The sequence below is a fragment of the Marinobacter sp. bablab_jr003 genome (assembly GCF_016464245.1).
GTDB lineage: Bacteria > Pseudomonadota > Gammaproteobacteria > Pseudomonadales > Oleiphilaceae > Marinobacter > Marinobacter vinifirmus.
This window is the reverse complement of the sequence record NZ_JADARC010000037.1, coordinates 138,479-153,075: the sequence shown is the minus strand read 5'-3', so window position 1 is coordinate 153,075 and position 14,597 is coordinate 138,479. Positions and strand designations below refer to the sequence as shown.

Below are 14,597 nucleotides of genomic sequence, written 5' to 3'. Positions count from 1 at the left end.
CGGCCAGAATCGGCATAGCGCTTTCCGGCCCCGCTCCAACCCGTTAAACTTGGCGCCTGTTTCCAGCACCGGAGTAGCACCTTATGCGACTTTATCAGGGTATTCGCAGCCTGATCCTGTCTCTTTTCCGCAAGATCCTGTTCCTTTGGGTCAGGACGGATGTCAGCGGCAACACCCTTGAAGCCCTCGGCCTCGATCCGCAGAAGCCGGTGTGCTATGTGCTGCAATACAGCTCGCTTTCCAGCCGACTGGTGCTGGAGCAGGAAGTCATCCAGGCCCGGCTGCCCGGTGCCACGCCGGTCCTGCCCGTCAAGAACGGGCCATCCCATTCGTTTTTCTTTCTGTACAAGCGGATTGGCGGCCTGTTCCGCGGCGGCCGGCACAAGCCCGTTCCCACCAGGGAATTCGGTGACCTGGTCCGATTCGGGCTGGAACACCCCGAGCAGGACGTACAGATTGTTCCGGTTTCCCTGTTCTGGGGTCGCTCTCCGGACAAGGAAAAATCCCTGGTGAAGTTGCTGCTGTCTGACACCTGGTCTGTCGCCGGCCGTTTACAGAAGTTCCTGATTATCCTGGTGCACGGGCGCAACACCTACGTGCAGTTCAACCAGCCGCTGTCACTCAACCAGGTGGTTGAGGAATACCGGGATAACGAGCAGAAAGCCAACCGCAAACTGGCGCGCCTGCTGCGCACCCATTTCCGTCGGGTACGCCAGGCGGTACTGGGGCCAGACCTGTCCCACCGCCGCACATTGGTGGAAGGCCTGGTACGCACCCAGGCGGTAAAAGAAGCCATTCGCGAAACCGCCGCCAAGGACGATATTCCCCCGGAGAAAGTCCGGGCCAAGGCCTACAAGTACGCCGACGAAATCGCCGCCAGCATGTCCATTGTCACCATACGCTTCCTGGAACTGGTGCTGGCCTGGTTGTGGAACCGGATCTACAACGGTATTGCCATCAACAACATCAAGGTGGCCAAGGAAACGGCACAGGACAATGCCGTGGTCTATGTGCCCTGCCACCGCTCCCACATCGACTACCTGCTGCTGTCCTACGTGCTGTACAAGAACGGCCTGATGCCGCCGCACATTGCTGCCGGCATCAACCTGAACATGCCCGTTGTCGGGCCGATCCTGCGCCGTGGCGGTGCCTTCTTCATGCGCCGCAGTTTCCGTGACAACCCCCTGTACGCCACCGTGTTCAACGAATACATGCACGTGATGTTCACCCGGGGTTACTCAGTGGAATACTTCGTGGAGGGCGGCCGCTCCCGTACCGGCCGCATGCTGGCTCCACGGCCCGGCATGCTGTCGATGACGGTGCGCAGCTTCCTGCGGGATCACCGAAAGCCGATTGTCTTTGTACCGGTGTATATCGGTTACGAGAAAGTGATGGAAGGCCGGTCTTACCTGGGCGAACTACGGGGCAAGAAAAAGCAGAAGGAAAGCGTATTCGGGCTCGCCAAGACCGCCCGCAAGCTCACCAACTCCTTTGGCCGGGTAGCGGTCAACTTCGGCGACCCGATTCCGTTAGCCGAGGTTCTGGACAACGTACACGACAGCTGGCGCGAAGAGGCCTACGATGCGGAGTTCAGGCCATCCTGGCTGCCGGATGCCGTCGACGCCCTGGCCCAGCGGGTTGCCAGCAACATCAACGCCTCGGTTGCGGTGAACCCCATTGGCATGACCGCCACCGTGCTGCTGGGCACCGAGCGCCTGGCCATGGACGAAGGCCAGCTGATCCGGCTGCTGGACCAGTACGCGAGCCTGCTGAAAGCCCGGCCCTACGCCGGCACCGTGACCCTGCCCGAGGGCAGCGGCAAGGACTGGGTGGCCTACTGTGAAAGCATGGGGCTGGTGTCCCGCCAGCCACAGAAGCTGGGGGACATCATCGGCCTGGAAGGCTCCAACGCCACCCTGATGACCTACTACCGCAATAACATCCAGCACCTGTTTGCCCTGCCGGCACTGGTTGTCAGCCTGTTCGAAAACAAGTCCAGCCTGCGCCGTGACAAAATCGTCTTCCTGGCCAGCGTGGCCTACCCCTACCTGCAATCAGAACTGTTCCTGAAATACTCGCAGGACGAGATCGAATCCGTCATTAACGACTGGATTGATGTGCTGGTTGACCAAGGCCTGCTGGTGACCCTGGATGACGAACGCCTGAGCCGGCCGGAAGAAGGCACAGAAGCCATGCTGCGGGCGCGTATTTTGTCCCGGTTTATTATCCAGACCCTGGAGCGTTACCACATTGCCCTGGGCATTCTGCGCAAATACGGTTCCGGCAAGCTGACCGCCGCTGAACTGGAGGAGCAGAGCACCCTGCTGGCCGAGCGGATGTCTATCCTGTTCGGGCTGAATGCCCCGGAATTCTTCGACAAGACCCTGTTCCGGAACTTCATTGCCAACATGCAGAAGGAAGGAGTTCTGACCACCGACGACAACGGCCTGCTGTGTTATGGCGAAGGCCTAGATGAGGTGGCCGAGGATGCTCGTCTGGTGTTGAGTGTAGAGAAACGCCAGGCCATCCAGCAGGTCACCATGCTGGATGCCTGAAGCCTGTTGCCGGTTTGGGTCAGCCTCAGGCCGGCAGGGCTTTCAGGGAATAGATATCGTAGCGGCTGCTCTTGCCTTCGATGCGGGTAGCCGGTTCCGGACCTTCTACGGCCGGTGCCTTGCGGGGGCGTTTGACCACCACCCGGTAACGGGCAGCCTTCAGTGCCGCTTGCAGTAATTGAGCTGAATCATCGTCGTCGCCCACCACCTGCCGGAACACCTGCATTTCTTTTTTCACCAGGGCCGACTTGTCCCGATGCGGGAACATCGGATCCAGGTACACCACATCCACCGATTCCGGGTCAGCCTTCACCAACCAGTCAATGGAGCTGCCGGCTTCCAGGGTCATCCTGGCCACCACTGGCGCACAGTCCGGATTCAACGCAGCCCGGGCCAGCCCATCGGCCAGCAAGGCATGGATCACCGGGTTTCGCTCCAGCAAGGTGACGCGGCAGCCAAGGCCAGCCAGCACAAAGGCGTCCTGCCCCAACCCGGCCGTGGCATCCAGAACGTGTAAACCTGCGCGGGTCTTCTGCAAGCCCACTGCCCTGGCGACCAGCTGGCCCGTACCGCCACCGTGTTCCCGGCGATAACCCATCTTACCGGTAACAAACTCGGCCCGTACCGGGCCAGGCGCACCTTTACCGGTGATCTGCAGGGCCAGGCCCTGGTCGTCGGAATACAGAAGAATGGAGTAATCACGAACCTGTTGCGGCTTGACGACGCCCAACCAGGGCAGTGCCAGCTCCTCAGCCAGCGCTCGGGCCTGGTGCTGGTCACCCAGCGGGCTGCAGGCCACCGCAAGGGTGCCTGGCACGGAAGGCTCAGTCACGGCCTGGCAGCTTTTTCCAGGCGACTTCATCGCGGATATAAACCGGCTGGGCCTGCTCCGCCGGCACCGCCTCACCCTGGCGGTAGCCCTGTTCCGCCAACCGGACAACTTCACAGGCCCGGGGTACCAGGGTGTCATCAACCACAGCGACGGTTTCCGCTACATCCGCAGGCATGTCACCGGCGAAGGCCCAGCCGGAACCAACACCGATCCAGCGATCTGCACTGACATCCGGCAGGCTGACTGCCGATGGCGGGCATACCCGCTCGTCTGCCAGCAACACCGGCAGGCCGTCACGGCACTGGAAAGTGCCCCAGTAGACTTCACCCATGCGGGCGTCGAAAGCTACGGCTACGCAGGCCCCTTCGGGCAATTGATGCTTGTCGATCGCTTGCAGCGCAACAGCAGCCAGGGAAGATACCGGCACCACAGGGATATCCAGCCCCCAGGCCAGGCCCTGAACCACGCCGGTGGCAATGCGTAAGCCGGTGAAAGAGCCCGGCCCCCGGGCAAACGCCAGGGCATCCAGGCCAGAAGGAGTGAGCCCCTGCTCCGCGAGCAACTCGCGCACCATGGGCATCAGAAGACGGGTGTGGCCCCGGGGGGCCACTTCAAAGCGCTCGGTAATATGGCCATCCAGCCAGAGCGCGGCGGAGCAGCCTTCGGAAGACGTATCCAGTGCCAGTAACTTCACAGAATCAGTGCCTCCGGGGCCGCTCCGGCCTTGATATTACTTGAGTTGGGACAGGATCTGGTCGCGAATGCTGTCCAGGCTGCCAACACCTTCTACGCGCACGTACTTGGGTGCTTCAGACGGCGCCTTACCGGCCCAGTCCTGGTAGAAACCGATCAGCGGAGCGGTCTGGTCGTGGTAGATACCCAGGCGCTTGCGTACAGTTTCTTCCTTGTCGTCTTCACGCTGAACCAGCGGCTCGCCGGTTTCGTCGTCTTTGCCTTCTACCTTGGGCGGATCGTATTTCACGTGATAGATGCGACCACTGCCTTCGTGCACACGACGGCCAGACAGGCGGCTGACAATTTCTTCGTCTGCTACGGCAATCTCGACCACGTAATCAATGGCAATGCCCTGTTCCTTGAGCGCTTCGGCCTGGGGAATAGTGCGCGGGAAACCGTCCAGCAGGAAGCCGTTCTTGCAGTCCGGCTGCTGGATGCGCTCTTCGATCAGCGCGATGATGATGTCGTCAGATACCAGGCCGCCGGAAGCCATGACTTCCTTTACCTGCTTGCCCAGCTCGGACTCGGCTTTGACCGCGGCCCGCAGCATGTCACCGGTGGAGATCTGGGGGATCTCGAAACGCTCGGTAATAAACTGGGCCTGGGTACCCTTACCCGCGCCTGGCGCGCCTAACATAATGATTCGCATAACGTTGTGCTCCCGTTGTCTTATATTATCGTTTGAAAAACTGCGGCAAAGACCCCTGCCTTTGCGGCAACCTCTCAACAGGATTCCAGTGGGTTAATGGCACACCTGCCCAGAATCGAGGCCGCATTATACGAAGTCAGACCCCGCATAGAAAGTCGACCTCCGTATCATTGGATGAGTAACTGACTGAACTCAAGGTTCGAGGGGGGTTATCAGGGCGTCCAGATCCGCCGACAGACTGCTGATTTCCTGCTGCACTTCTTCCAGTGCCACCGACCCCAGGCCAAGGGCATCGGTCAGTGCCGGTATATCATCCGGGCTGAGCTCGTCGCCGATCCCGCGCTTTTTCAGCAGGCCGTTGGCCAGTAAAACCATCCGCACGTAGTCTTCATCAGCGCCCTGATAGTCCGGGCTCTGGTGCAGGCCTGCGGCCTTGATGACCGGCTCCGGTAACTGCCATAAGCGGTACAGCAATCCGCCCAGGGTCGCATGTCCCATGGGTACGGTGTCGCCGCCCTCGCCGGAGCCAAACACTTCACGCTCCAGCGAACGCATGTCGCTTTCCGGATTGATTTCCCGCAGCGCCTGCAATTCACGGAATTCGGACGGATACAGCCAGGCAATCAGCAGCAAACCGAAGTTGTGGAGCAGGCCGCACAGGTAGGCCATATCCTGGTCAAGCTCCAGCCGCTCCGCCAGTGCACGGCACATAAACGCACAGTACAGGGAGTGGCGCCACAGGCTGTTGATGCCCAGCGCGCCGTCCCGGGCAACCCTGAACGAACGCACACCGGCTGCACCGCGGGCCACATGGGCCAGGCGGTCCGCCCCCAGCAATTCTATCGCCTCCGCCAGCGATCCGTTCTGGCGGGTCTGCCCGAACAATCCGGAACGGGCGTACCTCAGTACCTGGGCCGCCAGGCCCGGGTCGATACCGACCAGGTTCGCCAGTTCATCGCCGTGCTGCTCCGGGTCTTGTGCCAGTTCCGCCATCCGGCCGGCCAGCGCCGGCATGGGCGGCAGCCGGGTAAGGCCTTTCAGGCGGTCTGCCACCTTGTTCAGGGTCGGGGTGGCACCGGCTTCATCATCGCCGCCGTTACCCGCTTCATTACCGGTGAAATCCATTCTCCGGGCGTTGCCCAGGGCACGCTGGAATTCCTCGCCAGCCATCTGTATCAGAACCTGCTCACTACCCGAGGTAAAACACACTTGCCGGGCACCGTAGATGTCTTCATCCACCAGCACGTCCAGGTCCCAGGCCGCGCCCACCGGCGGAATAAAGCCGGGATGGCAATCGTCAAAGAAGCTGGCGGCCTGCAAAGGCTCCAGCTGCTGCAAGGGCCGGCCCGTGACTTTGCGCAGCTGCGCAAGCGAAGGCGGATTTCCGGCCCGGTGCACCACCATCAACAGGCCGCTTACATCGATCAGTACCGTGGCCACGGCAAAGTCAGCCGCCTGCCCGGACGCCTTGATCGCCTCATCCAGGTTGGTAACCGGCGCAATATCCACCGGTGTCCAGGCCAGCCCACGGCGGGCGAAGTATTGTTCCAGTCGCTCGGATACGTTCAAACGCATTGTCTCCCCGGCATCAGCCCGTGTTACGCATGCCGGCAGCAATACCGGCCATGGTGACTTTCAGGGCCCGCTCGACCATCTCCGGCACCTCGCCTTTGTCTTCGCTTTCCCGGTCACGGCGCAGCAGTTCCGCCTGCAGGTAGTGCAGTGGATCTGTGTAGGGGTTGCGCACTTTCATGGAGTGGGCAAACACCGGCTCGCCTTCCAGCAGATCCTGCTGCTCCTTGAGCTCCAGCAAGCGCGCAATGCATCCGGTCAGCCGTTCCCGAAGGCTGGCGCCCAATGCCTTGAGCTTGTCGTCTTCCACCAGGGTCTGTTCGTAATAGCTGGCAATGCGCAGGTCGGCCTTGGCCAGCACCATCTCGAGCATATCCACGTAGGTGCGGAAGAACGGCCAGCCACGCATCATTTCCCGAAGTTCCGGCAGGCGATCCGCCTGTGCTGCCTCTTCAAGGGCCACATCGCTGCCCAGCCAGCTCGGCAGCATCAGGCGCATCTGGGTCCAGGCAAAGATCCATGGAATTGCCCGCAGGCTTTCCACGCCACCCGTGGGCTTGCGCCGGGCCGGGCGACTGCCCAGGGCCAGTTTGCCCAGGGCGGTTTCCGGCGTTACCTGGCGGAAATAAGGCACAAAATCCGGATTCTCCCGAACCACATCCCGATAGGCCTTCAGGGACCTTTCAGTCAGCCAGTCCATGGTTTCGCGCCAGCTGTCTTCCGGCTCCGGTGGCGGCGCCAGGGTGGCCTCGATAACCGCCGTGGTGTACAGGGTCAGGCTCTGCACCGCCAGCCGAGGCAGGCCGAACTTGAAGCGGATCATCTCGCCCTGCTCGGTAATCCGAAAACTGCCGTTTACTGACCCCGGGGGCTGGGACAGGATCGCCCGGTTGGCAGGACCTCCACCCCGGCCTACCGTACCGCCGCGGCCATGGAACAGGGTCAGGTGCACGCCATACTGGCCAGCCACCCGGGTCAGCTTCTCCTGGGCCTGGTACTGGGCCCAGGCGGCCATCAGCTGGCCTGCGTCCTTGGACGAATCCGAGTAGCCGATCATCACTTCCTGACGGCCCTGACAGTATTCGCGATACCAGTCCACCTCGTACAGGGCGGCCATGCTGTCCGGCGCGCCCTGCAGATCGCTCAGGGTTTCGAACAGCGGCACGACCCGCATCGGGAACTTCATGCCGGCTTCCCGCAGCAGCAGGATCACACTCAGCACATCCGACGGCGTGCTGGCCATGGAAATCACATAAGAGCCCAGCGCTTCCGGGGTTTGTTGTGCCACGACTTCACAGGTTGCAAGCACTTCCCTGACGGGCTCGGAGGGTTCCCAGTTTCTGGGCACCAGCGGCCGACGGCCCTGCAGTTCACGCAACAGGAACTCCTGGCGCTGCTGCTCCGGCCAGGACGAGTAATCACCCAGCCCCAGATACTCTACCATTTCCGCGACGGCTTCGGCATGGCGGGTGGCTTCCTGGCGGATATCCAGCCGGATCAGCGGCAGCCCGAAGGTGTGGGCCCTGCGAATGGTGTCCAGCAGCGGCCCGTTGGCGATGTGTTCAAGGCCGCATTGCACCAGCGAGCGGTAACACAGCTCCAGCGGTGCGGTCAGGTCTTCGTTTTCGAACAGGATGTCAGTTCTGTCGGCCGGTTCGCCTTTGACGCTGGCCTCGGCCCAGTCCCGGGTACGGATCAGCCGGTCCCGTAACTGTGCCAGCACCTGGCGGTATGGCTCCCGGGAATCACCGGTGACTGCCTGCAATTCATCACTGGCCTGCCACATCGAAAGTTCCGCCCGCAGGGCCTGGATGTCACGCAGGTACAGGTCGGCCGCCATCCAGCGGCCAAGCAGAAATACCTGCCGGGTCACATCGTGGGTGACGTTGGGGTTGCCATCCCGGTCGCCGCCCATCCAGGAGGCAATCTGCACCGGTGTCGCCTGCAACGGCAGCCCCTTGCCGGTGGCATCCTCCAGGGAAGCATCCAGGCTGCGCAGAAACTTCGGCAGCGCCTGCCACAGGCTGTTTTCAATCACCGCAAACCCCCACTTGGCCTCGTCTACCGCGGTGGGCCGCTCGTGGCGGATTTCGTCGGTATGCCAGGCTTCGGCGATCAGCTGCGACAGGCGGTCGGTGACTTCACCCCGCTCCGCCGGCATCAGGTCGTCATGGTCCAGCCGGGCCAGGCAGTCTGACATTTCATCGTATTTCAGGATCAGGGTACGGCGGGCCACTTCGGTGGGGTGTGCGGTAAGCACAAATTCAATACGCAGGTCGGCCACACGGCGATGCAGTTCTTCCGGGTCAACGCCGCCGGATTTCAGCCGGTCAAAAACTTCGCTCAGGGATTCCACCATCAGGTCAGACGGGTGCCCCTGCTTGCGCCGAATACCGTGATACTGTTCGGCCAGGTTGGCCAGGTTGAGAAACTGGTTGAAAGCCCGGGTAACCGGCAGCAATTCGTTATCGCTGAGCTGGCGCAGCAGGGTTTCAAGCCGCTGGCCGGAACCGCTCTCCTGGCGGCGATCGGCTTTCGCCGCCGCCCGGATTTCCTCGATCAGGTCGAAGCACTCCTGCCCCGGATGCTGCAGAATGCTCTGGCCGAGCAATTCACCCAGTAAACGTACGTTCTCTCGCAGATCGGGATGCAGTTCTGTCACAGCGGGTTCCTTCTGTAGGGCGTAATCAGGAGAGAGTTACGATACTAAGGATTACCCGGGAAAGTCTATCAGGCCTTGGGGTTACCCTTTTTCCACGCCCTTGACCCGCTGCCAGATGGCATCCAGCGCCTCCAGGCTTTCTTCGTCCATGTCACGCCCCTCGGCGGCCAGGATCTCCTCAATGGCCCGGAAGCGCATTTCGAATTTGCGATTGGTGCGCTTGAGCGCCTGCTCCGGATTCACTTTCATGAACCGGGCCAGGTTCACGCACACAAACAGCAGGTCGCCCAGCTCGTCTTCCACCGCATCCCGCTCGCCGGTGCCGTCTTCGGCGGCCTGCCAGGCTTCCTTCAGCTCATCGATTTCTTCGTGCAGCTTGTCGAACACCGGGCCGATATCCGGCCAGTCAAAGCCGTGGCGGGCAGCGCGGCGCTGCAACTTCTCGGCCCGGGCCATGGCCGGAAGCGTGCGGGCGATGCCGTCAAGGCGGCTGACCAGCGCATCGGCATCCGGCGCAGGCTTCTGCGCCCGCTCTTCCGCCTTGATGCGCTCCCAGCTTTCCTTGATCCAGGCTTCCGTGGGCCGGTTGTCCGGGTCTATCCGGCTTTCCAGGGTACCTTCCGGAAACACATGGGGATGCCGGCGGATCAGTTTGCGCACCAGGTTGTCGACAATGCCATCGAAATCAAAGTGACCTTCTTCCTGCCCCATCCGGGCGTAGAAGATCACCTGGAACAGCAGATCCCCCAGCTCGTCTTTCACATGGGGGTAATCGCCCTGCTCGATGGCATCGGCCACCTCGTAGGCTTCCTCGATGGTATGGGGCACGATGCTGGCGAAGGTCTGCTTCGTATCCCACGGGCAACCGGTGTCCGGCTCCCGCAGGCGCGCCATCAGGGTTTTCAGGTCGTCGATGGAATAGCTCATCCGCGCTTTCGCCTTACGTCGATGATGTTCGGCAGGTTGCGGATCTGCGCCAGCAACCGCGCCAACTGTTCCAGGCTGGAGATTTCCACCGTCACCAGCATGGTCGCGGTGTTCTCGTCTTTATTGGTCTGGGTATGCAGCGACATGACATCACTCTTGGACGCCGACAGCACCTGGGTGATATCCCGCAGCAATCCTGACCGGTCGTAGGCCTCGATCTCGATATCCACCGGATACACCGCTACCGGCTGGCCACCCCAGTTCACTTCGATGATCCGGTTGGGTTCGAATTCCTTCAGGTTCAGGAAAGTCATGCAGTCCTGACGGTGCACGGTAACGCCCCGGCCCACCGTAATGTAGCCACCAATCGGGTCACCCGGCAGCGGCTTGCAGCACTTGGCCACCTGGGTTTTCAGCTTGCCCACACCCAGAATCTGGATATCCGATTCGGTGTCGTAGGCTTTTTTGCGGTTGCCGGTGAGTTTGAGATCCAGCTGCTCGGTTCTCGGCTCCAGCATCTGCTGGGCGACGTTGGCCACGTGGGTGGGGCGCAAATCACCGGCGCCAACGGCTGCAAACATGTCTTCGGTGGAGTGGTAGTTGACCTTCCTGGCCAGGTCCGTCAAATCCACGTCATAGATCGACAGCCGTTTGAATTCGTCTTCCAGGATTGCCCGGCCATCCGCAATGTTGCGGTCCCGGTCCTGCTGTTTGAACCAGTGGGTGACCTTGGCCCGGGCACGGGAGGTCTGGATATAGCCCAGGCTCGGGTTCAGCCAGTCCCGGCTTGGTGCCGGGTTGTTGGAGGTCAGGATAAACACCTGGTCGCCGGTTTTCAGCGGGTAGGTCAGCGGCACAATCCGGCTGTTCACCCGGGCGCCCCGGCAGGCATGGCCGATTTCGGTATGTACGCGATAGGCGAAGTCCACCGGCGTGGCGCCCTGGGGCAGGTCCACCACATGGCCTTCGGGGGTAAACACATACACCCGGTCGGAGGCGACATCGGATTTCAGGTGGTCTGCCAGCCCGGACAAGTCACCCAGCTCTTCCTGCCACTCGAGTACCTGGCGCAGCCAGTTGATCTTGGCATCGTAGCCGGAGGACTTGTTGTTCTTGTCGGTACCCTTGTACAGCCAGTGGGCACAAACACCCAGTTCGGCATCTTCATGCATGGCATGGGTACGGATCTGTACTTCCATCACCTTGCCCTCGGGGCCGATCACCGCCGTATGCAGGGACTGGTAACCGTTTTCCTTGGGGTTGGCGATGTAGTCATCAAACTCGTTGGGGATGTGCCGCCACAGGGTATGCACGATACCCAGTGCGGCGTAGCAATCCCGCACTTCCGGCACCAGAATCCGCACCGCCCGAACATCGTATACCTGGGAGAAATCAATGCCCTTACGGCGCATTTTGCGCCAGATGCTGTAGATGTGCTTGGCCCGGCCACTGAGGTCGCCCTTGATGCCGGAGGCCTTCAGCTCGGTCTGCAGGGTATCGATCACCCGGCGGATATAGCCTTCGCGGTCAAGCCGTTTTTCATCCAGCAGCTTGGCGATTTTCTTGTAGGCGGAAGCATGCAGGTAGCGGAAAGAGAGGTCTTCCAGTTCCCACTTGATATGGCCGATACCCAGCCGGTGGGCCAGCGGCGCGTAGATGTCGAACACCTCCCGGGCCACCCGCATACGTTTTTCTTCCGGGGCGTCTTTCACCGCCCGGATGGCGCAGGTTCGCTCCGCCAGCTTGATCAGGGCCACCCGCACGTCGTCGATCATGGTGACCAGCATCTTGCGCACGTTGTCCAGCTGGCCTTCACTCTGGCCCAGCACGTTGCCCTTGAGCGGATGGTGAACCGACGAGATCGCCGCCATCTGCTGCACGCCGTTGATCAGCCCGGCTACTTCGTCACCGAATTCCTTTCGGATTTCTTCCAGGGCGACCCGCTCTTCCCGAACGGCCCGATAGAGTACGGCAGCCACCAGGCTGGCCTGGTCCAGGTGCAGTTCCGCCAGCACCTGGGCCATCTCCAGCCCGGTTCGGAAGCTGCTGGAGCCGGGCGTCCACAGCCGGTCCTCGCGAAACGCCTGCAGTGCAATCAGGGCCGCTTTCTCGCAGGCCAGTCGCAGCTGGTCCGGCTTATCCAGGTGCGTCAGCTCGGCAATGTGCTGAACCCAACGGTCAAGATCCACTTCACCGTCGCCGGTTACCCCGTACTCTTCCCTAACTTTAACCATAGCAATAACTTACCTGATAAATTTCCGGCGTTGCCCGGGCCCGTCCGGAGCAGGGGCAAGGCCGGCTCCCCGAACCGGTCAGCGCGGGTCGCGCTCGAACAGGGCGATGGACTCAACATGGGTGGTGTGCGGGAACATATCCATCACACCGGCGCGCACCAGCCGGTAGCCGTTACGCACCAGGACACCGGCATCCCGGGCCAGGGTGGCCGGGTTGCAGGACACATAGACAATCCGGTTGGCACCAAAGGCGGTCAGGTACTTGCAGATACCCTCGGCACCGGAGCGGGGCGGATCGATCAGGATCTTGTCGAAACCTTCCTTCGCCCAGCCCTGGCCGGTGAAGTCGCCGTGCAGGTCAGCCCCGAAAAACTCCACATTATCCAGGCCGTTCAACCGTGCATTTTCCCGGCCACGAACCACCATGGCATCGTCGCCTTCCACACCCACAACCTCGCCACCCTTGCGGGCCAGCGGCAGCGTAAAATTACCCAGGCCACAGAACAGGTCCAGCACCCGCTCGCCAGGCTGGATATCCAGCCACTCAACCGCCCGGTGCACCATGTCCCGGTTGATACCGGCATTCACCTGGGTGAAGTCCATGGGGTGGAACTGCATGGTCAGGTCGAATTCATCCATACGGTAGGCCAGGCGTTCGTCGTCCCGGCCCGCCGATTCCGGCCAGATCCGGTGCACGGTGTCCGGACCCTTCGGCTGCAGGTAGATATGCAAGTCCTGGGCCTGGCCAAAGGCAATCAGCTTTTCCCGGTCTTCCGGCACCAGGTCGTCCATGTTACGGAACACCATGGCGGCAACGTCGTCACCACAGGCCACTTCCACCTGGGCGATGCGGTCAAACGCAACCATGCCGTGCAGTAGCTCCCGCAGCGGCGTGATGCGTTTGCCGATACGCGGGTCCAGCACCACACACTCGCTAATGTCAGTCAGGAAACTGTTGCGCTTTTCCCGGAATCCCACCAGCACCGATTCCCGGGCCTTTACGTAACGTACCCCGAGCCGGGCCTTGCGGCGGTATCCCAGGGTATCCGGTGAACGCATGGGCTCGATCCACTGCTCCGGCTCTATGCCCCCGAAATGGGCAAAGTGCTCCCGCAGGGTGTCTTCCTTGAACCGGATCTGGGCATCGGCGCTCATATGCTGCAGGCTGCAGCCGCCGCAAAGGTCGGCAAATTTGCACGGGGGCTGCTGGCGGTCAGGGGCAGCTTCCAGCACTTCCAGGGTGCGCAGCTCGTCGAACTTGCTGCGGGTGCTGACCATCTTTGCCATCACCGTTTCCCCGGGCAGGGCGCCGTCCACAAACTGGACTTTGCCTTCGGTTCGGGCGATGCCACGGCCATCATGGCCGAGGGATTCAATTTCACAACGCACGGGTTCTTGCGGCAGAACCTTGCGGCGGCGCTTACTCATATTGGCTGGTCTCTTGAAGATTAACGATTCAGGCGCCCGGGAATACACCGGTAGACAGGTAACGGTCTCCGCGGTCACAGATAATGGCCACGATCACCGAGTTTTCAACCTGGCCAGACAGCTTGAGCGCAGCCGCAATGGCCCCGCCCGAAGACACACCACAGAAGATACCTTCTTCACGGGCCAGGGCCCGCATGGTGTCTTCTGCTTCCTGCTGGCCGATGTCCAGCACCTGGTCTACCCGGGCGGCATCGTAGATTTTTGGCAGATAGGCTTCCGGCCAGCGCCGGATACCGGGAATGGAGGCGCCGTCTTCCGGCTGCAGCCCGATAATACGGACATCCGGGTTGCGCTCTTTCAGGTAACGGGACACGCCCATGATGGTGCCGGTGGTGCCCATGGAGCTGACAAAGTGGGTCACCTTGCCCTGGGTCTGTTCCCAGATTTCCGGACCGGTGCTGCGATAGTGGGCCAGGGGGTTATCAGGGTTGCTGAACTGGTCCAGCACCTTGCCCTTGCCTTCGGCTTCCATACGGATCGCCAGATCCCTGGCGCCTTCCATGCCCTGTTCGCGGGTAACATTCACCACTTCCGCACCATAGGCTCGCATGGAGGCCCGGCGCTCTTCGCTCAGGTTATCGGGCATGATCAGCACCATCCGGTAGCCCTTGATAGCGGCGGCCATGGCCAGGGCGATACCGGTGTTGCCAGAGGTGGCTTCAATCAGGGTATCACCCGGCTGGATTTCACCCCGGCGCTCGGCTTCCTGGATCATGCTGATGGCGGGCCGGTCTTTTACCGAACCGGCCGGGTTATTACCCTCCAGCTTGGCCAGGATGACATTGGAGGTATTGCCCGGTATCCGCTGCAAACGAACCAGTGGCGTGTGGCCGACATAATCTTCAATGGTGGGGAAAATCATACGCAAACCCTGTGATACACTTTCGGCTTTGAATCATACGCGGGATGGCGGCCACAGTCATTCCGATCCGGATCATCTATG

The 14,597-nt window shown here is 61.5% G+C and carries 10 protein-coding genes; 1 reads left to right on the top strand and 9 read right to left on the bottom strand.

The window, feature by feature from the left end; all coding sequences use genetic code 11:
• Positions 1-83: 83 nt before the first annotated feature.
• Entirely contained in the window at positions 84-2,555 is a 2,472-nt protein-coding gene (plsB, locus tag H3Z84_RS03605) for a glycerol-3-phosphate 1-O-acyltransferase PlsB (RefSeq protein ID WP_022988863.1), read from the top strand.
• Between the two features lie 25 nt (positions 2,556-2,580).
• On the opposite strand, the gene H3Z84_RS03600 is transcribed toward plsB, so the two are convergent.
• The 9 genes from H3Z84_RS03600 to cysM all read right to left on the bottom strand — a co-directional run bounded on the left by H3Z84_RS03600 (position 2,581) and on the right by cysM (position 14,516).
• Complete coding sequence (locus H3Z84_RS03600; protein ID WP_199456332.1) at positions 2,581-3,417, bottom strand: class I SAM-dependent methyltransferase; 837 nt, start codon at positions 3,415-3,417, stop codon at positions 2,581-2,583.
• Positions 3,380-4,081, bottom strand: a complete 702-nt coding sequence (gene tsaB, locus H3Z84_RS03595; RefSeq protein ID WP_058340280.1) for a tRNA (adenosine(37)-N6)-threonylcarbamoyltransferase complex dimerization subunit type 1 TsaB — start codon at positions 4,079-4,081, stop codon at positions 3,380-3,382. Before tsaB ends, H3Z84_RS03600 begins: the two co-directional genes overlap by 38 nt.
• Before the next feature lie 36 nt (positions 4,082-4,117).
• The gene (gene adk / locus H3Z84_RS03590; RefSeq protein ID WP_022988866.1) at positions 4,118-4,771 is read right to left on the bottom strand and encodes an adenylate kinase; all 654 of its coding nucleotides are present in this window, start codon (positions 4,769-4,771) and stop codon (positions 4,118-4,120) included.
• A gap of 192 nt (positions 4,772-4,963) precedes the next feature.
• Positions 4,964-6,346: an HDOD domain-containing protein gene (locus H3Z84_RS03585; protein ID WP_228285690.1), complete on the bottom strand. Its 1,383-nt coding sequence runs from the start codon at positions 6,344-6,346 to the stop codon at positions 4,964-4,966.
• A 13-nt stretch (positions 6,347-6,359) separates the two neighbouring features.
• The gene (gene ppc / locus H3Z84_RS03580; RefSeq protein WP_199456330.1) at positions 6,360-9,005 is read right to left on the bottom strand and encodes a phosphoenolpyruvate carboxylase; all 2,646 of its coding nucleotides are present in this window, start codon (positions 9,003-9,005) and stop codon (positions 6,360-6,362) included.
• A gap of 81 nt (positions 9,006-9,086) precedes the next feature.
• Positions 9,087-9,932 (bottom strand): nucleoside triphosphate pyrophosphohydrolase, encoded by an 846-nt coding sequence (gene mazG / locus H3Z84_RS03575; protein ID WP_199456328.1) that lies wholly within the window; start codon positions 9,930-9,932, stop codon positions 9,087-9,089.
• Positions 9,929-12,166 (bottom strand): GTP diphosphokinase, encoded by a 2,238-nt coding sequence (gene relA, locus H3Z84_RS03570; RefSeq protein WP_199456326.1) that lies wholly within the window; start codon positions 12,164-12,166, stop codon positions 9,929-9,931. The genes mazG and relA overlap by 4 nt, the downstream gene beginning before the upstream one ends.
• Positions 12,167-12,244: 78 nt before the next feature.
• The gene (gene rlmD, locus H3Z84_RS03565; RefSeq protein ID WP_199456324.1) at positions 12,245-13,594 is read right to left on the bottom strand and encodes a 23S rRNA (uracil(1939)-C(5))-methyltransferase RlmD; all 1,350 of its coding nucleotides are present in this window, start codon (positions 13,592-13,594) and stop codon (positions 12,245-12,247) included.
• Positions 13,595-13,622: 28 nt separating this feature from the next.
• A complete protein-coding gene (gene cysM, locus H3Z84_RS03560; RefSeq protein ID WP_199456318.1) occupies positions 13,623-14,516 on the bottom strand; it encodes a cysteine synthase CysM in 894 nt (297 codons plus the stop codon).
• Positions 14,517-14,597 lie beyond the last annotated feature (81 nt).